We start from the raw sequence: 21050 nt of genomic DNA, 5'->3' as shown, positions 1-21050 counted from the left end.
TCCTCGAAGGTGTGCTCCGCCAGGCGTCCTCGGTGGGGTCCGGCCAGCTGAAGCAAGCGGTTCAGTATGTCGACGGATCGAGTATCCGGAGACCCCCCTTTGAGGGCCTGATCGCGGGGACGTGATCGAGCTGGTCGGCTCAGAAGGACCTCCTGCGAGTGATACCGGTGGGAGCAGTGAACTCCTCTTGACCTGCGTAGCTCATCCGCCAGCTCCTACTCGTGGCGAAAGTAGAGCGGAATTGCTCGTCCATCCTCGCTCGTGCCTCTGAATCAGAGGCCCTGATGAAACGGTCGGCCGCACTCTTCGCTATGTCCGCTTGAGCTCGACTGTCGTGGTCACGCCGAGGGCCGACACCTTGTAGCTGATCGTCTCGCCGTCGAAGGTGAAGGTCTTCGCCGGGTCGCTGGACGCGGCGATCGCCGAGGTCGTCTGCGTCGTGTCGTTCGCGGAGTCCCATGAGTACGGCGTCGCGGCGTCGACCGGCGGGACGTAGGAGCCTGCCCAGTAGAGGGCCGTCGTCTCCCCGCCGTCTGCCACCCAGTTGATGGTGATCGTGGACGCGGTGATCGTGGCCGCCTGGTAGTTGTCGGGCGACTTCGCATTCGCCTGCTTCCAGTCGCCGGTCAGATCCACCGGTTCGACGACAGCAGGAGCCGGCTCAGAGGACGAGGTCGCTGCTGGCTGTCCCGGGTCCGCGGGAGCGGCGCTGTCCGGCGCCGCGGAACTGCAGGCGCTCAAGAGGAGGGCGGCGAGGACGAGTGGGGCTGCACGACGGAACACGCACGAAGCCTAGGGGTCCGGCGTACTCCTCCAATACCGGCCCCGCTGCTCGGGCCATCCGTCATCGACGGCTCCCGTTGCGCTCAGGAAGGAGCCATTCGCGCCGGATCGATTCTCGCCATAGCCCGGACCGCCGCTGAGTCGCCCGAGAAGGCTCGTTCCACCGCCCGGGAACGAGCCTTCTCGGGCGACTCGGCGTGCACCGGCCCGGGCGGGCGGTGCGCGGGCGTGCGCGAGGATGGACGGCGGGCGATCGCCCGCCGAGGGGAGGGAGCGCCGTGCCGGACCGTCAGGCGCTCTCGACCGCCGCGCTGCTGGCGCACGCGGTGCTGATCCAGGCCGTCGCGTTCCTGCTGCGGCCGGCCGCGGTCTACCAGGCGATCCAGCTCGATGTGCCCGCGTGGGCGCTCGGGGCGCTCGGCGCCTCCTTCGCGGTGGTGCCGCTGCTGATCGCGCTGCCCGTCGGCGGTCTCGTCGACCGGGTGGGCGCCCGCTTCGTGATGGCCTGCGGCTCGCTGCTGACGATCGCCGCCGCCGGGCTGCTGCTGCTCGCCGGCGGCGGCCTCGTCGGACTCCTCGCCGGCACCGCCCTGCTCGGCGCCGGCCACCTCGGCTGCGTCGTCGGCCAGCAGGCGGTGGTCGCGGGAGGCGCGGCCGGCACCCGCCTCGACAGCCGCTTCGGCTACTACACCTTCGCCGCCTCGCTCGGCCAGGCGATCGGCCCCGCCTTCATCCCCGTCTTCGCCGGCAGCGCCGTCCGCCCCGACCCGGCGCCGCTCTTCCTGGTCGGCGGCGCGCTCGCCGTCCTCCTCCTCGCCGTCACCGCCGCGATCGCCCGCCCCGCGCCCCACACCGCCCCGGAGGCCCCGTCCGAGGGCTCGACGCTCGGCCTGCTGCGGATCCCCGGCCTCGCCCGCGCCCTGCTCACCAGCGCGACCGTCGTCGCCGCCGTCGACCTGACCGTCGTCTACCTCCCCGCCCTCGGCGCCGAGCGCGGCCTCCCCGCGGGCGTCGTCGGCGCCCTCCTGACCGTCCGCGCCCTCGCCTCGATGGCCTCGCGCCTCCTGCTCGGCAGGACCACCTCCCGCTTCGGTCGCACCCGCGTGATGGTCGCCGGGATCGTCGTCTCCGCCGTCTGCCTCGTCCTCGTCGCCCTCCCCGCCCCGACCGCGCTGCTCTTCGTCGCCGTCGCCCTCCTGGGCCTCGGCCTCGGCATCGGCCAGCCCATCACCATGTCCTGGCTGATCGAGCGCACCCCCGCCGACCGCCACGGCCGCGCCCTCTCCCTCCGCCTCGCCGGCAACCGCATGGGCCTGATCGCCCTGCCCACCCTCCTCGGCACGATCGCCGCCGCCGCCGGCGCGGGCGGCGTCCTCATCGGCACCGGAGTCGCAGTCGGCTCGACCCTCGTCCTCCTCCGCGGCGTCCGCCTCGACTGACCCGCCCGTCCCGGAGCGCTGAGTCGCCCGGGAAGGCGCCCGCGAGGCCGGAATCCGAGCCTTCTCGGGCGACTCGGCACCGGGCGCCGTCACTCCAGGCGCACGTCCGACGCGGACTTGTCGGCGCGCCAGCCGCGCCAGACGGGCTGGCGGAGGGTGCCGCCCGAGGTGCGCTCGCGGTAGCGGACCTCGCCGACGAGGACGGGCTCGACCCAGTGCACGCCGCGGGACTCGGCGGGCGGGATCGCGACGGCCGGCTCGTCGGTCGCGTGCTCGGCGAGGCGGTCGACGAGGCCGCGGCGCTCGCGGTCGCTGAAGCCGCTGCCCACCCGGCCGGAGTAGACGAGCCCGTCGTCGCCGGGCACCGCCGTCAGCAGCGACCCGACCGAGCCCTGCAGTCCGCCCTCGCCCTCGCGCCAGCCGACGATCACCACCTCCTGCACGCGGTGGTGGGTCAGCTTCACCCAGTCTCCGGAGCGGATGCCCGGCCGGTACGCGGCGTCCCGGCGCTTGGCGACCACGCCCTCGAGGCCGAGCGCGAGACTCGTCGACATCGCCTCCTCCAGGTCGCCGTCGAAGACCGACGGCACGTGCACCCGCTCGTTCTCGGTCGCCAGCTGTTCCAGGGCCGCCCGGCGCTCGTCGTAGGGGCGGCCGACGGCATCGGTCCCGTCGATCGCCAGCAGGTCGAAGAGCATCAGGTGCACGGGATTCGCTCGGGCCGCCGCCTCGATCTCGCGCGGCTTGGTCAGTCCGCCGCGGGTCTGCAGCCGACCGAAGTCGGGCCGCCCGCGGTCGTCCAGCGCGACGATCTCGCCGTCCAGCACGCAGTCCACCGCGACGCCCTCGGCGATCGGCTCGAGCAGATCGGGGAACGCGGCCGTCAGATCGTTGCCGTTCCGGCTGGTCAGGGTCACCGCCCCGTCCGCCACCCGCACCAGGGCGCGGTAGCCGTCCCACTTCATCTCGATCGCGGAGTCGGCGGGGATGTCCGCCGCGCGCCCGGCCGTCGCGAGCATCGGCCGGAAAGCGGCGGCCTCCGCGGTCGGCACGGCGGCGGACGATGCCCCCGACGCGGACCCGCCGGACCTCGCTCCCGACGCCGACGCGCCGGACCTCGCTCCCGACGACGCTCCCGACGACCCCGTGCCCTGCCCGCCACTCGAGCCCCCGGCCTTCCGCGCCGCGACCCCGCGCCCCTGCTTCGCCCCGTGCCCCGCCCCGCCGTGCCCCGCCCCCGGCGCCATCAAATGCAGCAGCCAGTTCTTCTCGTCCCCCTTGCCGCCCTTCGCACCCGTGTGCAGCAGCGCGTACCGCCGCGGCTCGCCGCCGAGCCCGCCGTCCGGCCGGCCGGTGAGCACCGCGATCACCTCCTCGCCCTCGCGCCACTTCTCCAGCTCGTAGGTGCCCTCGTCCCAGATCCGCACCTCGCCGCCGCCGTACTCGCCGGCGGGGATCGTGCCCTCGAAGGTCGCGTACTCGAGCGGGTGGTCCTCCGTCTGCACCGCCAGCCGGTTCGGGTCGCCGTCCAGCGGCGGCCCCTTCGGCACGGCCCAGCTGACCAGGACGCCGTCGTGCTCGAGCCGGAAGTCGTAGTGCAGCCGCCGCGCGTGGTGCTCCTGCACCACGAACGTGTCGCCCGACGTCGAGATCCCCGCCCCCGGCGAGGGCACGGGCTCCGGCGTCTTCGAGGCGTCGCGCATGCTCCGGTAGGCAGCAAGCCGGTCCGCTGAGGCGTCCGTCGCCGCGAAGCCCGCCATCCGCTCCGGCGACGGCTCGAGCCCCGCACCGCGCGCCGCGAGCACGGGACGCAGCAGGTCGCCGTCGCTCCGCAGCCGCTCGACGACCTCGTCCGGAGCGAGGTGCCGCAGGTCCGACGCCCCGATCTCCTCCCAGGTGCGCGGCGCGGCGACCCGCGGCAGGAGCCGCCCCCGCAGCGAGTACGGCGCGATCGTCGTCTTCGCCGCGTTGTTCTGACTCCAGTCGACGAGCACCTTGCCCTCGCGCAGCGTCTTCTTCATGTCGGAGACCACCAGGTCCCGGTGATCCGACTCCAGCGCCTTCGCGAGCTCGTGCGCGACGGAGGAGATCTGGTCGCTCGAGGCGGAGGCGTCCAGCGGGCAGTACAGGTGGATGCCCTTGCTGCCGCTGGTCACCGGGAACGGCTCGAGCCCCATCCCCTCGAGCAGGTCGCGCGCGAGGAACGCCACCTCCGCGCACTCCGCCAGCCCCGCTCCCTCACCCGGGTCGAGGTCGAGGACGAGCCGGTCGGGCGGGCGGCGCTCGCCGTCGGAGCCGACCCGCCACTGCGGCACGTGCAGCTCGAGCGCCGCCTGCTGGGCCAGCCAGGTCAGACCGGCGACGTCGTCGACGAGCGGGTACTCGACGTCGCGGGACGAGTGCGCGAGCTTCGTCCGGCTGAGCCAGTAGGGCGCGGAGGAGGGCAGGTTCTTCTCGAAGAAGACCTCCCCGGGCTCCTCGGCGGTGCCGACCCCGTCGACCCAGCGCTTGCGGGTCACCGGCCGGCGGGCGAGGTGCGGCAGCATCGCGGACGCGACCGACGCGTAGTAGGAGAGGACGTCGGCCTTGGTGAACCCCGCCTCCGGGTAGACCACCTTGTCGAGGTTGGTCAGCCGCAGGCGCCGCCCACCCACCGTCACGAGCTGCTGCGAGGAGGGGGTCATGACTCCATGGTGGCGGCGCCCGCCCGCCGAGGGGGAGGGAGTTGCGCCGTCGGGGGAGAGCCCCCGCGAAAGCGGAGCTGTGGAGGAGCGTCTTTCGGCCCGCGCACGGCTGCGCTGGATAGCCTGGCGATCACCCCACTTCCTCGACAAGGAGCCCCCGTGCCCGAGACGATCACCGACATCCCCCTCACCACGATCGACGGCGCCACGTCGACCCTCGCCGACTACGCGCCGGTGAAGCTCATCGTCAACGTCGCCTCCCGCTGCGGCCTCGCCCCGCAGTACGAGAAGCTCGAGGCCCTGCAGAAGCAGTACGGCGACCGCGGCTTCACGGTGCTCGGCTTCCCGAGCAACCAGTTCCTGCAGGAGCTCAGCGACTCCGACCGCATCAAGGAGTACTGCTCGACCACCTGGGGCGTCACGTTCCCGATGTTCGAGAAGGTCAAGGTCAACGGCCGCTCGGCCCACCCGCTCTACGCGGAGCTGACCAAGACCGAGGACGAGGCGGGCAAGGCCGGCAAGGTCAAGTGGAACTTCGAGAAGTTCCTGATCACCGCCGACGGCACCGTGCACCGCTTCCGCCCGACCGTCGAGCCCGACGACCCGCGGATCGTCGGCCTGATCGAGGAGTCGCTCCCGGCCTGAGGCACGAGGGCCTGACGCAAGAGGGCGGCGCGCTGACGGAGGGGCCGTCCGCGCGTCGCCCGGGCGAGCACGCGGCCCCGCGGCTCAGCGCGCGCGCAGTCCCTCGGCGATCCGCGCCTGCACCGCCTCGACGCCCTCGGGGCAGACGATGTCCGACACTTCGAACGGCGTCGCGCGGGTGAAGGGGATCATCTCGATCCCGTCGATGTGGCGCAGCAGCACGAGTCCGCTGTCGCCGTCGCGGAGGGTCCGGCGCACCTGGCGCAGGAAGATGCCGGCCATCTCGAGCTCGACGGTGAAGACACGGCCGCTGACGTCGATCCGGCAGCCGAGCACCGGCTGCGAGTCGGTGGAGGCGGAGTCCGGCGCGTGGCGGACGGCGATCGGCTCGTCCTTGCGGAGCACGCCTCCCGCGGTGCTGAGGGTGGGTGCTGCGGCTGCTCGCGCGGTGTCGGTCATCGTCGTCTCCGTCCGTGGTCCCGACCGACGGAGAACCGCCCGGTCACTGTCCTTCGACGCTACGGCGCGACCCTGACAAGGGGGGTGGGGTTGACGGATCCGCCCCGGAGGGACAGGGCACCCGGGATCAGGACCCCTGGCGCGACTCCTCGGGCTCCGGGAGGACCGACAGCTCGCCGTGCATGCTCGCGACGCTCAGCATCTGCTCGATCCACTGGCGGTTGAGCTTGGGCTGGTGGGCGTCGGCGAAGCGGAAGTGCAGCGGCACCGAGGGGTGCAGCCAGACGGAGCTGCGGCCGTGGCCGGTGGAGGCGTCCTCGGTCCAGGAGAGCGAGAAGGCCTCGTTGCGCCGCAGCTTCGACAGCACGGCGACCTTGAGGTGGGCGAGGACGCGCTCCTCGAACTCGATCTCGAGATTCTGCGGTCCATAGGTCAGCGTGGCCACGGGCGCCTTTCGTCAGGGCGAGCCGCCCACGGCGGACGGCTCCTCGGGGACGCTAACCGGTCGGGCCCCTCCGCGCGGAATCGGCGGGGAGACACGCCGAAGCCCCATTGACAGCCCGGGTGGCGACCCCTAGTCGAGGGGGAGGTGCTGGCGCCGTGGCCGTGGCCGTGGCCGTGGCCGTGGCCGTGGCCGCCGGTCGGTGCGCGCGCTCGGCTCGCGATTCCGCCTCCGGCTCGTGAATTCGGCCGGTTCTCGCGTGCCGGAGGTGGTTCCGCGTGCCGGAGGTGGTGGCATCGAGGTTGGCCTCGTGAATTCGGCTCCGGCTCGTGAATTCGGCCGGTTTCCGCGTGCCGGAGGTCGTTCCGCGTGCCGGAGGTAGTGGGCAGGAGGTTCGGCTCGTGATTTCGCCTCCGGCTCGTCGATTCGGTCGTTTTCCGCGTGCCGGACGTGCTTCCACGTGCCGGAGGTGGTGGGCAGAAGGTTCGGCTCGTGATTTCGCCTCCGGCTCGTCGATTCGGTCGATTTCCGCGTGCCGGAGGTGTTCTCGCGTGCCGGAGGTAGCGGCAGCGAAGTCGGGCTCGTGGATTCGGCTCCGGCTCGTGGATTCGGCCGGTTCGTGCGTGCCGGAGGGAGTTTCACGTGCCGGGGGGCGGCGGGCAGCGAGGTTGGGCTCGTGATTCCTGCTCCGGCTCGTGGTTTCGGTCGGTTTTCGCGTGCCGGAGGTGTTTCCGATGTGCCGGAGGTGGCATGCAGGAGCTTCGGCTCGTGGATTCGGCTCCGGCTCGTGGTTTCGGCCGGATTCCGCGTGCCGGAGGTGTTTTCACGTGCCGGAGGTCGCTCGCGGGGCCGCGGCGTCGATCGGCGGCCGCTCGGCGGGACGGGGTAGCATCGCAGGGCCTGTTCCGGCGGACGAAAGCGATGAGGCCATGAAAACGCGAGTCATCTTCTACCTCATCGGAGGCGTCCTCCTCCTCGGCGCGGGCCTCAGCTCGCTGGGCGACGGCGCCTCCGTGCCGGACCTCATCACGATCGCCTGCGGCGTGCTGATCCTCGCCCTCGCCGGCTGGCAGTACAGCCGCTCGCACGGCGCCGACCAGCGCTCCCCGGGCGACGACGTCGAGCGCCCCCACCGCTAGCCGCACCCCCCGCCGGTCGCACCCGCGCGCATCCGGCCGCCGCCCGCATCCGATCGCCGCAAGCGCCACCGCCGCCCGCGCCTGGCCGCTGTCCCGCGCCGCCTCCGCGCGCATCCGGCCGCTGCCCGCACCCGGCCGCCGCACCGCAACGAGCCGCCGAAGCAGCCCCTACCCGCGCGCCAGCAGCAGCCGGTACGGCGCCGCCCGCTCCACGCGCCAGCCCTCGGGCGCCACCGCGCGCAGCTCCGGCGCCGTGTAGCTCCGCCGCACCGACAGCGACCCGTCGTAGTGCAGGAACGACCCCGCCGCGATCGGCCGCGTCGCCGCCGCGTACGCGGTGTACGCCAGCCGCGAGCGCTCGATGTCATTGTGCAGGGCCCGCGGCGCGAGCCGCTCGCTGTCCTCGAGGAGCGCGGTCAGCGCCTCCGCCGACAGGTGGTGCAGCAGGTGGTTCGACGTGACGATGTCGTACTCCGCGCCCTCCGCGACCAGCTCGGCGCTGCTCGCGCGCCGGAACTCCAGCCCGGCCGGCGCCGGCGTCGACGTCGCGAAGGCGAACGCCCGCTCGTCCGGGTCGATCGCCGTGATCGCGAGCCGCAGCCCGTCGGCGTGCGCCCAGTCGGCGAGCGAGCGGGCGATGTCGCCGCCACCCGAGCCGATGTCGAGCAGCCGCACCGGCTCGGCGCTCGTGAAGAGCGGGCGCAGCCGCGTCCGGTAGAGCCGGTGCCAGCCCGAGACGAGCCGGTTCACCGCGCCGAAGCGCGCGTAGGTCGCGTCGAGCAGCGCCGGGTCGCAGGACGGATCGTCCATCAGCTCCTGCGCGGTCGTCTCCCGGTGGCGGAGGTCGGGGACGAGCGGCGCGTGGGCGGTCACGCTCCGCCGCGCTTGGTGAGCAGCGCCATCTCGACGGTCAGCCCGGGCCCGAACGCCATCGCGCCGATCCGCTCGCCGTCGGCCGCCTCGCCGTGCAGGAGGCGACGCAGGATGAACAGCACCGTCGCGCTAGACATGTTGCCCACGGTCCGCAGCACCTCCCGCGAGGGCTGCATCTGCTCGTCCGAGAGCGCGATCGCCGACTGCACCCGGTCCAGGATGCTGCGCCCGCCGGGGTGCACCGCCCAGCGCTGCACGTCCGCGGCGCCGACGCCGGCCCGTCCGAGCATCGGCTCGAGCGCGGCGGTGATGTTCGCGCCGATGATCGACGGCACGTAGGTGCTCAGTCGCATCGTGAAGCCGTGGTCGCCGATCGTCCAGGCCATCTCGTCCTCGCCCTCGGGGGTGAGGGTGGTGTCGAGCGCGTCGATGTCGAGGACCGCGGTGCCCGGCTCGGGCTCGCGCGCGGTGACGACCGCGGCGGCGGCGCCGTCGGCGAAGACCGAGGTGGCGACGATCTGCTCCGCGTCGTTCGAGCTGGTCAGGTGGATGCTGCAGAGCTCGGCGGCGACGACCAGCACGACGGCCGACGGGTCGGCCTCGCAGAACGCGCGCGCCGCGCGGAGGCCGGGGAAGGCCCCGTAGCAGCCCATGAAGCCGAGGTGGAAGCGCTGCGTCGAGACCGGCAGCCCGAGCCGGCGGACCAGCTGATAGTCCGGGCCCGGTGCGTAGAAGCCGGTGCAGGAGACGGTGACCACGTGGGTGACCTCGCCCGCCGCGAAGCCCGCGGCCGCGAGCGCGCGCTCCGCCGACTCCGCGAAGAGCTCGGGCGCGCGGGCCGTGTAGACCGCGTTGCGCGCGGAGGTGCCCGGGTCGAGCAGGCGGCCGGAGCGGGCGTCGTAGAAGGTGCTCTCGCCCTCCCGCTCCTCGCGGTCCAGCTCGTCGACGACGGTGTGCCGGGTGTCGATGCCGGAGGCGTTGAAGGCGGCGCCGATCAGTCGCGAGCCGAGGCGCGAGACCGCCGGCTGCGCGGCGAAGAGGTCGCGGATCTCCGGCTGGTGCAGGACGGTGGCCGGCACGGCCGTCTCGATGCTGCGGATGTGGACGGTCACCCGCGGGAACCTATCGCACCTACCTGCGGGTGCGCGGCGCTCCGGGAGGTTCGCTCCCGGAGGCCGCGCTCGCGGGTGCTCAGAGGATCGGCTTCCCGCCGGTGACGGCGATCGTCGAGCCGCTCATGTAGCTCGCGTCGTCCGAGGCGAGCAGCACGTAGGCGTGCGCGACCTCGGCGGGCTGGCCCGGACGGCCGAGCGGCACCTGCTCGCCGAACGAGGCGACGGCCTCCTCGGGCATCGTCGATGGGATCAGCGGGGTCCAGATCGGGCCCGGGGCGACCGAGTTGGCGCGGATCCCCTTCTCGCCGAGGGCCTGCGCGAGCGAGGCGGTCATGCTGAGCATCGCGGCCTTCGTCGCCGCGTAGGGCAGCAGCTGGTACGAGGGCTGGTCGGACTGCACCGAGCTCGTCGCGATGATCGAGGCGCCGCTCGTCAGGTGCGGCAGCGCGGCCTTGACCAGGTGGAAGTAGGCGCTGATGTTCGTCGCGATCGTGCGGTCCCACTCCTCATCGGGGATGGCGGTGACCTCCTCGCGGCTCATCTGGAACGCGGCGTTGCTGACGAGCACCTCGAGGTGGCCGAGCTTCTCGACGGTGTCGGCGACGACGGAGCGGCAGTGCGCCGGGTCGCGCAGGTCGCCGGGGAGCAGGAGCGCCTCGCGGCCGGCCTCGCGCACCCACTTCGCGGTGTCCTCGGCGTCCTCGTGCTCGTCGAGGTAGGAGATGGCGACGTCCGCGCCCTCGCGGGCGAAGGCGATCGCGACGGCCTTGCCGATGCCGCTGTCGGCACCGGTGACCAGGGCGACCTTGCCGCGCAGGCGGTCGGAGCCGCGGTAGCTGGTCTCGCCGTGGTCGGCCTTGGGCGTGAGCTCGGCCTCGGTTCCGGGCGGGGTCTGCTCGGGGGATTCCGGAGTCATGGTGCTCCCTCTCGTCGTGGTCGGATCTCCATGCAAGCCGCTCGCGCCGAACCGCACCAAGGGGTTGACGCCTGCGCCGCCCCTGCAGGCCGCACTCGGCACGACGGTGGATCTCGATACGCCCGCTGCGCGGGCTACTCGATCAGCATGGATGTCCGCTCCCTTCGTGCTGGTCGGGCAGCCCCGCACCCTCTGCATGCTGGTCGAGTAGCCCCGCAGGGGCGTATCGAGACCCGCCCACCAACGAGCGGGACGCCCCGCCCCGCGCCTCCTTCGCCTCGTCAAGCCCGCGACACCGGGAGCCTCCGGGGAGTTGACTGAGCCGACGCTCCGCAGTGGAGCGACACGAGGAGGCCGACATGAGCACGCCCACCGATCGGGGCCCCGGCTCCGACAGCACCGGTCCCGACCGCAGCGACCGCGACCGCAGCGACACGACCCGCGCCGACACGACCCGCAGCGACACGACCCGCGCCGACCACGACGCGACCACGCGCTTCGACACGACGGCCACCGCCGCGGGCACCACTGGCACCGCTACTGCCGCGACCGACGACCAGTCCGCCGCGCATCGCGCCCCCGTCGACCCCGACTCCGCGGAGGCCGCCAAGGCCCGCACCGCCGCCCGCAAGGACATCCACCAGCGCGAGAAGGACCGCTTCGGCGGTCTCAAGATCGGCTGCGCGTTCTTCGGCTGGCTCGCCGCGACCGGTCTCGCGGTCATCCTCACCGCCCTCGTCACCGCGATCGGCGCCGCCGTCGTCGGCACGCAGGACGTCACGGCCGACCTGGCCGCCGACCCCGCCGCCTTCGGCTGGGTCGGCGCGATCGCGCTGCTCGTCATCCTCCTCGTCGCGTACTACTCGGGCGGCTACGTCGCCGGGCGCATGGCCCGCTTCAGCGGCGCCAAGCAGGGCGTCGGCGTGTGGGCGTGGGCGGTGATCGTGGCGATCGTCGTCGGCATCGTCTCGGCGGTCACCGGCGGCAGCCAGGTCCTCTCGGCCGTCGGCGGCTTCCCGCAGATCCCGCTCGACGCGGGCGACGCCACCGTCACCGCCGTCGTGACCGTGCTCGCCGCCCTGGTCGTCTCCCTGGTCGGAGCCGTGCTCGGCGGCCTCGCCGGCATGCGCTTCCACCGCCGCGTCGACCGCGAGGGCCTCTCCGGCCTCGCCGTCTGACCTGCCAGCCCCTCCGCCCCGCCCTTCCGCGAGATGCCACTTGTGACCGCTTCCCACGGCGTGTCGCGTGCACAAGTGGCATCTCGCGGAGGGGGAGGGCAGGGGGCGGGGGCGTCTCGCCTACGCTCGGGCGGGTGGAGGATGCGCGCGTCGGACAGCTGAGCGTCGAGCTGGCGGAGTGGGCGGCGCCGACGGCGCTCGCCGGGCTGCGGGACGAGTACCTCGCGTTCCTCGCCGAGCACGGTCCGGCCGCCCTCGAGCGCGGCGGCGGACCCGAGCACATCACCGCGAGCTGCTTCGTGCTCTCGCCCGGACTCGACCGCGTCCTGCTCTGCTACCACCGCAAGGGCCGCTTCTGGGTCCAGCTCGGCGGGCACGTCGAGGCGGCCGACGCCTCCGTCCCCGCCGCCGCCGAGCGCGAGGCCCGGGAGGAGAGCGGCCTGGCCGCGCTCACCCTCCTCGGCGCCGTCCCGCTGGATCTCGACCGGCACGGTCTGGGCGGCGGCTTTCGCTGCAGCGCCCACTGGGACATCGGCTACGGCGCGATCGCCGATCCCGCCGCCCCGCTCGCCGTCAGCGACGAGAGCGAGGATCTCGCCTGGTGGCCGGTCGACGCGCTGCCCGCCGACGTCCCGCCCGGCTTCCCGGAGCGCCTCGCCGGCGCCCTGGCCGCGGCCCGGCGGCTCTGACACAGCGCCGCGCGCCCGCGATGCGGCACGATGAACCCATGCCCGATCCCGCGCGCCCCGTCGTCGTCCTCGCCGGAGCGAGCGGCTTCCTCGGCACCGATCTCGCCCGTCGCTTCGAGGCCGACGGCTGGACCGTCCGCCGCATCGGCCGCTCCGGCCCCGACGCCCGCTGGGGCGACACCGCCGCGATCACCCGCGCCGTCGACGGTGCCCGGCTGCTGGTCAACCTCGCCGGCAAGAGCGTCGACTGCCGCTACACCCCGGCGAACCGCGCCGAGATCCTGCGCTCCCGAGTCGAGACCACGCGGGAGCTGCACCGCGCGGTCGCGGCGGCGACGACTCCTCCGCCGGTCTGGATGAACGCCAGCACCGCCACGATCTACCGCCACGAGGAGGAGCGCGCCAACACCGAGGCGGACGGCGTGCTCGGCGAGGGCTTCTCGGTCGACGTCGCCCGCGCGTGGGAGGAGGCGTTCTTCGCGGGAGAGACGCCCGGCGTCCGCCGCCTCGCGCTGCGGATGACGATCGTGCTCGGCGACGGACCGGCGACCGGCATCCTGCTGCGACTCGCGCGCCTCGGCCTCGGCGGCCCGCAGTTCGACGGCCGCTGGCCCGCCACCCGCGCCCGACGCGCGGCGGGCGTGCACCACGAGTACCGGCCCACGCACGGCCGGCAGCACTTCAGCTGGATCCACGTCGAGGACGTCTTCCGCTCGATCCTGTTCCTCGAGGAGTCGGGACTCGACGGTCCCGTGAACCTCGCCGCACCCCATCCCAGCGACAACACCGAGCTCTCGCGCCTGCTCCGCGCCGCGGTGGGCCGCCGCATCGGCCTACCCGCCCTGCGCTTCGTCCTCGAGCCCGCCGCCCTCGCCCTGCGCACCGAGTCCGAGCTGCTGCTGAAGAGCCGCTGGGTCGTCCCCGGACGCCTCGAGGACGCGGGCTTCACCTTCGCCCACCCCGACCTCGGCGAGGCCCTGCGCGACATCGTCGCGACGGCCCGCTGAGCCGGCTCCGCCCCTGGCGCGCACCCGCGGCGACGCTCCTCCACACCCCTTCCACACCGCCTCCCGTCCCCTGACGCCGCCTCCAGGTAGTCATCGTGCGCGGCGGAATGATAGCGTCACCATGCCTGCAACGGCGCGGATCATCGTGTCGCGGCGCGGGGTGCGTCCTGTCCTCCGTGAACAGTCACGGAGCGACACGGCTCCGGACCCGCTGCCGGGCACCGTCGACCAGGGAAGCAGGAACAGTGAGACTCAGCGACACCACGGCCACGCGCGCCGCACTCGGCAGCGTCGAGGTCCGCGCGCGCCACACGGACGGGTCGACCGTCGAGCTGCGCGTCCGCCTGGAAGCGGACGGCGACGGCCGGATCGTCGTCGCCGACGGCACCCCCGTGCCCACGGGCTGGCGCTTCGAGAGCGCCGGAGCCGACCTGCTCGAGGTCCGCCTCCCCGCCGTGCCCGCGGTGGGCGAGGTGAGCGTCGTCTACACGACGAGCCTCGACAACCTCGACCACGTCGTCTTCCCCGACACGGGCCGCTGGCACATGAACAGCAGCCACCCCATCTCCGCCTGGCGGTTCAGCGGCGACCTGCGCGTCCGCGCGAACTCGCTGAAGACGCCCGTGTTCGTCTTCGAGCCGCTCGGCGGCGGTGCCCACGGGGTCGGCGTGATCGCCCCGCCGTCCGAGATGGACATCACGGTGCACGAGCCCGCGTCGAACCGCGCGCTGAACGTGCACTTCCGCCGGCTGCGGGTCGAGTTCACGCTGCTCCACCTCGCCGACACGCTGCCGGCGCGCGGCACCGCAATCGCCGGCACCGCAGGCCCCGCGTCCGCCGCGGCCCCGGCCGAGCACCGCTTCTGGATCGCCGTCCTCCCCGCCGCGCAGCACCCCGGCTGGCGCTCGGTGCTCCGCCGCTTCTCCGCGTGCGAGCGGCAGGCCCTCGACGTCCGCTACCGGACCGCGCCGGCCGCCCTCGAGCCGTACTGGTGCACCTGGGTCGACTGGAGCTCCGAGCACATGACGCAGGAGCTCGTCCTGCGGAACGCCCGCAGCGCCGCCGCGCTCGGGATCTCGAACATCGTCATCGACGACGGCTGGTTCGGGCGCGGACTCGACTCGAGCTACGACCTGCCGATGGACATCGGCGACTGGACCCCCGACCCGCTCAAGTACCCGGACCTGGCGTGGCTGATCGAGTCGATCCACGCGCTCGGCAGCAGGGCGATCATCTGGTGCGCCCCGCACGCGGTCGGCCCGGCCTCGGCCGCGTTCGAGCGGGTCCGCGACCTCCTCGTCCAGGACGCGCTCGGCGCTCCGATCCTGAACCCGACGATGTTCCACTCGCTGTGCTTCCGCAGTGAGCGCGCCCGGCAGGTCATGGTCGACGTGGTGCGCGGGCTCTTCGCGCGCCACCCCTTCGACGGTGTCAAGTACGACCTCTTCAACTGGCTCCCGGTCGAGGAGTGCGAGTCGCCCGAGCACTCGCACGACCTCGACTCCACGATCGTCGGCCTGCACCGCGTGCTCGCCGAGTGCGCGGTCGTGACGGCGTCGCAGGGCCGGCCGATCATCGTCGAGATGAAGCAGGACTACGCGACGGCGGAGGTCGCGGCGCTCGGCTCCGTCGTGCGCGGCGGCGACTCCCCGTACGCGTCCCGCACGAACCTGGCGCGGATGGACTACATCCAGGCCCGCGGAATGCCCGGGCTGAACGACTACCAGACCTTCCCGCGAGCGGCGACGCCCGCCGAGGTCTGCGTCATCGCGCTGCGGATGATCGCCGGGGGAGTGCCCGCCTGGGGCCGCGATCTGACCGCGCTCGAGCCGGCCCAGCGGGTCTGCCTGACCCGGGTGCACCGCTGGTACCGCGCGCTCCTGCACCACGGGGCCGGCGCCCATCGCGACAGCGACGCCGACGGCGTCCTCCTGCTCCGCACGGACGTGGGCGTCGTCCTGATCTGCACCGAGCCGGGCCGCGTCGTCACCGTGCCGCCGGACTGCTGCCAGATCGTCAACGCGACCCTCACCCCTGAGCTGGTGCTGCGCTCGGCGGAGAAGCGGAGCGTCCTCAGCACCCGCTCGGTCCTCGGCGAGATCTACGTGCCGGGCGCGAAGTCGCTCCCGAGCGGAGTCCACCGGCTGGACCTCGACACCGGCAGCGTCCTCACGCTCTCCGTCGCACTCCGCCCGCGCCACACCGACTCCGCCGGAGGCGTCCGATGACCGCCCGCACCGCCCCGTCCCCGCGCCGCCGCCGCCTCGCCGCCGCGGGTGTCCTCGCCGCCCCCGCGCTCCTCGCGTCCGGCTGCGCCGCGGACGGCGCGGCGACCGTCGACGTCGTGATCGGCTACCAGAGCCGCACCATCAACACCGCGACCGCCGGGACGCTGCTGAAGGAGCAGGGCTTCTTCGAGCAGGAGCTCGCGGAGCTCGGCCGCGACACCGGCACGCGGTACCGCGTCGTGTGGGAGGACTACGACACCGGCGCCCCGATCACCGCGCAGATGCTCGCGGAGAAGATGGACCTCGGCTCGATGGGCGATTTCCCGCTCGTCATCAACGCGTCCACGACCCGGCCGTTCGAGCGCGCGCGGACCGAGCTGATCGCGGTGACGGCGTACGACATCGAGGGCGGCCTCAACGGCATCGTCGTGCCCGCCTCCTCCGACGCCGACGACATCGAGGATCTCCGCGGCGCATCGATCTCGACGAGCTCGGGCTCGGCCGGCGACGGCCTCCTCTCCCGCGTCCTCCGCGAGGCGGGCCTGACCGACGCCGACGTGACCCGGGTGAACCAGGCGCCGAGCGTGGGCGCGTCCGCCCTGGCGGCGGGATCCGTGGACGCGGTCTCGCAGTTCACCTCCTGGCCGGGGCTGATGGTCCACGACGGCACCGCGCGCCTCCTCGTCGACGGGGCGGCGACCCGCGCGCCGACCTTCCACGGCGTCGTCGTGCGCGGCGCCTTCGCGGACGAGCGGCCGGAGGTGGTGGACGCCTTCCTCTCCTCGCTGATCGAGGCGACGCAGTTCCTGCACCGCGACCCGCTCCGCGCGTCGACGATCGTCGCCGAGGCGACCGGTCTGCCGGTCGAGGTCGTGCACCTCTACAACGGGGCGAACGGGATCGCGACCTTCGACCCGACACTGAAGCGACCGCTCCTCGACGCGCTCGTCGAGGACGCGGAGTACCTCGAGGCGACGGGTGTCCCGGTCGACTTCGACGTCGACTCCTTCGTCGACGACGCCCCGCTGCGCGCCGCCTGGGGCCTCGGCTACGACGCGGCGGTGGACTCGCTGGAGAATCCGGCGGTCCAGGCGGTCCGCGACGAGGCCTGCGCGGTCGCGGAGTGGACGTCGTCGGCAGCGTCCGAGCTCTGGCCCGCCGGGGAGGAGCGGACCGTCTTCCACGCGACGCCCGAGTGCCTCCTCTCCGCGATCGCGGCCTCGCCCCAGCCGCCCCGGGCCGCCTACGTGCCCGACCACAGCACCGGCACGCGCTGGTTCGCCGACCGGTCGGAGTGGGTGCAGGTCGCAGAGGGGGAGCCCGGCCGCCGCCTGGTGCCGTTCGCCACGCGCTCCGCGGCGCAGGAGTTCCTCGAGTCGGACCCGGGCAGCGAGCTGCTCACCTACGAGGAGGCGCTGGACCGTGCTCGCGCGCTCTGAGACCGGGCCCGTGGCCGGACTCCCGGTGGCGGCCTCGTCGCCCCCGCTGATCCCGATCTCCCGGACCTCGCCACGGCGGACCTCGACCAGGCGGATCGTGACCCGGCGGACCTCGACCCGGCGGATCGTGACCCGGCTCGGCACCGTGGCGCTCGCGCTCCTGCTCTGGCAGCTCCTGACGACCGGGGGCGTGCGGCTCTGGCTGTCCTTCGACAAGCTGCCGCCGCCGACCGCCGTGCTCACCGCGCTGCAGACCCAGCTCGGCAGCGGCGTCCTCCACCAGGACGTCCTGGCGAGTCTCGGGCGGATCGGCGCCGGCTTCGCCCTCGCCGGAGTCCTCGGCACGATCGTGGGCATCGCGCTCGCCCGCAGCCGGCTCGCGGAGGACAGCATCGGCACCCTGGTCGCGATCGTCCGACCGATCCCGGCGATCGCGCTGGTGCCGATCGCGATCCTGCTCTTCCCGACCAGCGAGCAGGGCATCGTCGCGATCACCGCCGCAGCGGCGTTCTTCCCGGTCGCGGTGAGCACCCGGCACGCGGTCCGCGCCCTTCCGCCGTCGTGGGAGGACGCGGTGCGCACGATGGGCGGCAGCCGGCCGCAGGTGCTCGCGCGCGTCGTCCTCCCGGGCGCCCTCCCCGGGATCGTCGCAGGCCTGTCGGTGGGGATCGGCGTGTCCTGGGTCTGCGTGATCTCGGCGGAGATGATCTCCGGCCGCCTCGGCATCGGCTACCGGACCTGGCAGTCCTCGACGGTCGTCGACTACCCGGCGGTGGTCGCCGGCATGGCCGTGATCGGACTCCTCGGCTGGCTCACCTCCGCCGCCGTCGAGCGGCTGGGACGCCGGGCGACGGCCTGGCTGCCGGGAGACGGCGCATGAGCGGCGGCGCGCGGACCGGCGGCACCTCGACCGGCTCCGCCCCGACCGGCGGCACCGCGCCCGGCAGCACCGCACCCGGTGGCGCCGAGATCCGCGTCGAGGGCCTGAGCGTCGCGCGGTCCGGCCGCACCGTGATCCGGGACCTGTCCTTCACGGTCGCCGCCGGCGAGATCGTCACGGTCCTCGGCCCCTCCGGCTGCGGCAAGTCGACCCTCCTGCGCGTCCTCGCCGGGCTGCAGCCGGCCTCGAGCGGAGCCGTCCTGGTGGGCGGCGCGCCCGTCACGGGTCCCGACGCGAGCCGGGCGATGGCCTTCCAGGACGACGCCCTCCTCCCGTGGCGGAGCGTCCGCCGCAACGTCGAGCTGCCGCTGCAGCTGCAGGGGGTCGGGCGCGCCGAGCGGCGGGCCCGGGCGGGAGCGCTCCTCGCGAGCGTCGGCATGGCCGATTCCGCGCAGCTCCTGCCGAAGCAGCTGTCCGGCGGCATGCGCCAGCGCGCGCAGATCGCCCGGACGCTCGTGTCCGACCCGCGCGTCGTCCTGATGGACGAGCCGTTCAGCGCCCTCGACGTGCACAGTCGGCGAGCGGCCCAGGACGTGCTCCTGGAGCAGTGGGGCCGCTCCCGGCCGACCGTCGTCTTCGTCACCCACGACGTCGACGAGGCCGTCCGGCTCGGGCAGCGCGTCCTCGTGCTGTCGGCGGGGCCCGCGTCGATCGCCCTCGAGCGCCGGCGTCCCGAGCCGACCGGTGCCGACCACGCCGACCGGCTCCGCGCCCACGCCGCCGACCTGACCCGCGCCCTGGCGGCTCGGCCCGCGCAGCCCGCACGCGACGGGCAGCCCGCACCCGCCGGGGCACCCGCCCCCTCCGAGAAGAGATGACCCACCCATGCAGCAGACGCTGAGCATCGTCGTCCCGGCCTTCGACGTCGAGGACCACCTCCTCGAGTGCCTCACCTCCCTGGCCGACCGGGACGAGGTGCACGAGGTGATCGTCGTCGACGACGGCTCGACCGACGGCACCCTCGCACTGGCTCGCGCCTTCGCGGCGGCGCACCCGCGCATCACCGTCCTCAGCCGGGAGCACCGCGGTCTGAGCGCCACCCGGAACGCGGGGACGGCCGTCGCGCAGGGCGAGTTCCTCGCCTTCTGCGACGCGGACGACCGCGTGCCGCCCGGCGCCTACGACCACCTCCTCGGCGCCCTCGAGGCGAGCGGCTCCGACTTCGCCTCCGGTGACGTGCGGCGCTTCGACTCCGGCCGGGTCTGGGCGCACCCGCGCTACCGCGACGTCTTCGGCGCGACCCGGCACCGCACGCACATCACCCGTGATCCCGCGCTGATCCTCGACCGCATGTCGTGGAACAAGGTCTTCCGGCGCTCGTTCTGGGACCGCTCCGGTCTGGGCTTCGAGCTGAGCGAGTACGAGGACGGCCCGGTGATGATCGAGGCGCACCTGCGCGCCGCGTCGGTCGACGTCGTCTCGGAGGTCGTCTACCACTGGCGGGTGCGGGAGTCCGGCCCGCAGTCGATCACGCAGCGCCTGCACGAGCCCTCGAACGCGGCGGCCCGGATGACGATGGCGATCGAGACCGCCCTCGTCCTCCAGCGCCTCGCCCCCGAGCTGCTGCAGGTGCTCGCCCTCGACATCGTCCACGGCGACATGCGCGTCGTCGCGAACGCCGTGCAGCGCACGACGGGCGACGCGATCGGGGTCGCCGTGGCGCGGGCGTGCGACTTCCTCGACCTCCTCCCCGCCGGGATGCTCGACGGCGTCTCGGAGGAGGACGCCCTGATGGTCGCCCGGCTGCGGCGGGGCGACCTCGCGGCGATCCGCAGCGCCGCGCCCGGGCACGACCCGACCGGCCGGACCCCGCCGCGATGACCGCGCCGCGGGAGAGCGTCGCGCGGATCCTCCGGGCGAACCCGGACTACCGCCGCGTCTTCCTCGCCCAGATCGTCAGCCAGGGCGGCGACTGGTTCACGATGATCCCGCTGATCGTCCTCCTCCAGAGCCTCACCGGCGACGGCGCCCTCGGCGCCCTCCTGCTCGCGGTCGAGACGGCGGTCATCGCCCTGCTCTCGCTCTGGGCCGGCGGTCTCGTGGACCGCGTCTCCCGCCGCACCGTGCTGGTCGCGGCGCAGGCGGGCTCGGCGCTCGCCGTGGCGCCCCTCTTCCTGCTGCAGTCGGCGGGGACCGCGTGGCTCGCGGTGCTCACCTTCGGGCTGCTCGCGGTCGGCAAGGCGTTCTTCACCCCCGCAGTGAACGCGATCGTCCCGCAGATCGTGCCGCGGGAGAGCCTGCTCGTCGCGAGCACCGGGCTGAGCTCGGTCTGGGGAGTGATGCTCGCGCTCGGCGCCTCCCTCGGCGGCATCGCCTCCGCCCTCGTCTCGCCGTTCCTCTGCTTCGCCGTCACCGTCGCCGCCTACGCGGTCTCCGCGCTCCTCCTCCTCGGACTGCCTGCCGCGCGCGGGACGGCGACCGACGCGGGCCGGCGCGGAGGACTCGCCCGCTTCGTCAGTGACGTCCGCGCGGTCGCCGCCGTCTGCCGCGCCGACCGGCGGGTCCCGGCGCTGCTGCTGGCCAAGCCCGGCAGTCATCTCGGCAACGGCGCCATCGCGCTGTTCCCGGCGCTCGCGCTGAGCACGGCGGCCGAGCCCGCGGTCGCCGCGAGCCTCCTCTTCGCCGCGCGCGGCGTCGGCGCCGTGATCGGCCCCCGCGTCGCGCGCCTCGCGGCCGAGCGCACCGATGATCTGCGGGCCGGGATCCTCGCCGCCGTCGTCCTCTTCGGCGTCGGCTACGCGCTCGTGTCGGTCAGCACCTCGGTGGTCCTCGCGATCGCCCTCGTCCTGCTCGCCCACGTCGGCGGCAGCATGAACGCGAGCCTCAGCGGCTACGGCCTGCAGGCGATCACGGCGCACGAGCTCCGCGGCCGCGTCTTCGCGGTCGACGCCATGGTCGCGATGCTCGCGATCGCCCTCAGCCAGGCGCTGGTCTCCCTCGGCATCCTGCTCCTCGAGCCGCGCACCGTCATGGCCGTCGGCAGCGCCGCCGTCCTCGGCTACGCCCTGCTCTGGTGGGCGGCGACCCGCCGCACGCCCCTCCGCACCACCGCGTGAGGCTCCGCGCGTCGGCCG

19 protein-coding genes are annotated in these 21050 nt (G+C 73.9%); 12 read left to right on the top strand and 7 right to left on the bottom strand.

Going from position 1 to position 21050, the window contains the following annotated elements; translation table 11 throughout:
* Positions 1 to 309: 309 nt before the first annotated feature.
* On the bottom strand, positions 310 to 636 hold the full coding sequence (locus HQQ82_RS10275) for a hypothetical protein (RefSeq protein ID WP_216848441.1): 327 nt from the start codon (positions 634 to 636) through the stop codon (positions 310 to 312).
* A gap of 425 nt (positions 637 to 1061) precedes the next feature.
* Here HQQ82_RS10275 and HQQ82_RS10270 point away from each other — a divergent pair, with 425 nt between their 5' ends.
* A complete protein-coding gene (locus tag HQQ82_RS10270) occupies positions 1062 to 2222 on the top strand; it encodes an MFS transporter (protein ID WP_173232904.1) in 1161 nt (386 codons plus the stop codon).
* 89 nt (positions 2223 to 2311) lie between these two features.
* Here HQQ82_RS10270 and HQQ82_RS10265 read toward each other — a convergent pair whose 3' ends face one another.
* A complete protein-coding gene (locus tag HQQ82_RS10265; RefSeq protein ID WP_173232903.1) occupies positions 2312 to 4906 on the bottom strand; it encodes an ATP-dependent DNA ligase in 2595 nt (864 codons plus the stop codon).
* A gap of 159 nt (positions 4907 to 5065) precedes the next feature.
* On the opposite strand from HQQ82_RS10265, the gene HQQ82_RS10260 reads away from it, so the two are divergent.
* The gene (locus HQQ82_RS10260; RefSeq protein WP_367947905.1) at positions 5066 to 5551 is read left to right on the top strand and encodes a glutathione peroxidase; all 486 of its coding nucleotides are present in this window, start codon (positions 5066 to 5068) and stop codon (positions 5549 to 5551) included.
* A gap of 84 nt (positions 5552 to 5635) precedes the next feature.
* Here the strand turns inward: HQQ82_RS10260 and HQQ82_RS10255 are convergent, their stop codons facing one another.
* Together HQQ82_RS10255 and HQQ82_RS10250 are read right to left on the bottom strand one after the other, a co-directional pair.
* Positions 5636 to 6010: a hypothetical protein gene (locus tag HQQ82_RS10255; protein ID WP_173232901.1), complete on the bottom strand. Its 375-nt coding sequence runs from the start codon at positions 6008 to 6010 to the stop codon at positions 5636 to 5638.
* Between the two features lie 127 nt (positions 6011 to 6137).
* Positions 6138 to 6455: a hypothetical protein gene (locus HQQ82_RS10250; protein WP_173232900.1), complete on the bottom strand. Its 318-nt coding sequence runs from the start codon at positions 6453 to 6455 to the stop codon at positions 6138 to 6140.
* Positions 6456 to 7381: 926 nt separating this feature from the next.
* Here HQQ82_RS10250 and HQQ82_RS10245 point away from each other — a divergent pair.
* Positions 7382 to 7591, top strand: a complete 210-nt coding sequence (locus HQQ82_RS10245) for a hypothetical protein (protein ID WP_173232899.1) — start codon at positions 7382 to 7384, stop codon at positions 7589 to 7591.
* A gap of 168 nt (positions 7592 to 7759) precedes the next feature.
* On the opposite strand, the gene HQQ82_RS10240 is transcribed toward HQQ82_RS10245, so the two are convergent.
* The 3 genes from HQQ82_RS10240 to HQQ82_RS10230 all read right to left on the bottom strand — a co-directional run bounded on the left by HQQ82_RS10240 (position 7760) and on the right by HQQ82_RS10230 (position 10495).
* The gene (locus HQQ82_RS10240) at positions 7760 to 8464 is read right to left on the bottom strand and encodes a class I SAM-dependent methyltransferase (RefSeq protein WP_367947904.1); all 705 of its coding nucleotides are present in this window, start codon (positions 8462 to 8464) and stop codon (positions 7760 to 7762) included.
* The gene (locus tag HQQ82_RS10235; RefSeq protein ID WP_173232898.1) at positions 8461 to 9576 is read right to left on the bottom strand and encodes a type III polyketide synthase; all 1116 of its coding nucleotides are present in this window, start codon (positions 9574 to 9576) and stop codon (positions 8461 to 8463) included. The genes HQQ82_RS10240 and HQQ82_RS10235 overlap by 4 nt, the downstream gene beginning before the upstream one ends.
* 79 nt (positions 9577 to 9655) lie before the next feature.
* Positions 9656 to 10495: an SDR family oxidoreductase gene (locus HQQ82_RS10230; RefSeq protein ID WP_173232897.1), complete on the bottom strand. Its 840-nt coding sequence runs from the start codon at positions 10493 to 10495 to the stop codon at positions 9656 to 9658.
* A 359-nt stretch (positions 10496 to 10854) separates the two neighbouring features.
* Here HQQ82_RS10230 and HQQ82_RS10225 point away from each other — a divergent pair, with 359 nt between their 5' ends.
* The 9 genes from HQQ82_RS10225 (at position 10855) to HQQ82_RS10185 (ending at position 21032) form a co-directional block, all read left to right on the top strand.
* Complete coding sequence (locus HQQ82_RS10225) at positions 10855 to 11673, top strand: hypothetical protein (RefSeq protein ID WP_216848440.1); 819 nt, start codon at positions 10855 to 10857, stop codon at positions 11671 to 11673.
* A 134-nt stretch (positions 11674 to 11807) separates the two neighbouring features.
* Positions 11808 to 12362 (top strand): NUDIX domain-containing protein, encoded by a 555-nt coding sequence (locus tag HQQ82_RS10220; RefSeq protein ID WP_173232896.1) that lies wholly within the window; start codon positions 11808 to 11810, stop codon positions 12360 to 12362.
* 38 nt (positions 12363 to 12400) lie between these two features.
* Positions 12401 to 13369, top strand: a complete 969-nt coding sequence (locus tag HQQ82_RS10215; protein ID WP_173232895.1) for an epimerase — start codon at positions 12401 to 12403, stop codon at positions 13367 to 13369.
* Positions 13370 to 13614: 245 nt separating this feature from the next.
* Positions 13615 to 15597: an alpha-galactosidase gene (locus tag HQQ82_RS20605; protein WP_173232894.1), complete on the top strand. Its 1983-nt coding sequence runs from the start codon at positions 13615 to 13617 to the stop codon at positions 15595 to 15597.
* Positions 15594 to 17036: an ABC transporter substrate-binding protein gene (locus HQQ82_RS10205; RefSeq protein ID WP_173232893.1), complete on the top strand. Its 1443-nt coding sequence runs from the start codon at positions 15594 to 15596 to the stop codon at positions 17034 to 17036. Before HQQ82_RS20605 ends, HQQ82_RS10205 begins: the two co-directional genes overlap by 4 nt.
* A gap of 97 nt (positions 17037 to 17133) precedes the next feature.
* Positions 17134 to 17916 carry an ABC transporter permease gene (locus HQQ82_RS19955; RefSeq protein ID WP_216848439.1) on the top strand — a complete coding sequence of 261 codons (783 nt, stop codon included), beginning with the start codon at positions 17134 to 17136 and terminating at the stop codon, positions 17914 to 17916.
* Positions 17913 to 18794: an ABC transporter ATP-binding protein gene (locus tag HQQ82_RS10195; protein ID WP_173232892.1), complete on the top strand. Its 882-nt coding sequence runs from the start codon at positions 17913 to 17915 to the stop codon at positions 18792 to 18794. The genes HQQ82_RS19955 and HQQ82_RS10195 overlap by 4 nt, the downstream gene beginning before the upstream one ends.
* Positions 18795 to 18801: 7 nt before the next feature.
* Entirely contained in the window at positions 18802 to 19797 is a 996-nt protein-coding gene (locus HQQ82_RS10190; protein WP_173232891.1) for a glycosyltransferase family 2 protein, read from the top strand.
* On the top strand, positions 19794 to 21032 hold the full coding sequence (locus HQQ82_RS10185; RefSeq protein WP_173232890.1) for an MFS transporter: 1239 nt from the start codon (positions 19794 to 19796) through the stop codon (positions 21030 to 21032). Before HQQ82_RS10190 ends, HQQ82_RS10185 begins: the two co-directional genes overlap by 4 nt.
* The last annotated feature ends 18 nt before the right edge of the window (positions 21033 to 21050 follow it).

The sequence above is a fragment of the Rathayibacter sp. VKM Ac-2856 genome (assembly GCF_013205055.1).
Taxonomy (GTDB): domain Bacteria; phylum Actinomycetota; class Actinomycetes; order Actinomycetales; family Microbacteriaceae; genus Rathayibacter.
This window is presented reverse-complemented; position numbering and strand designations above follow the sequence as displayed.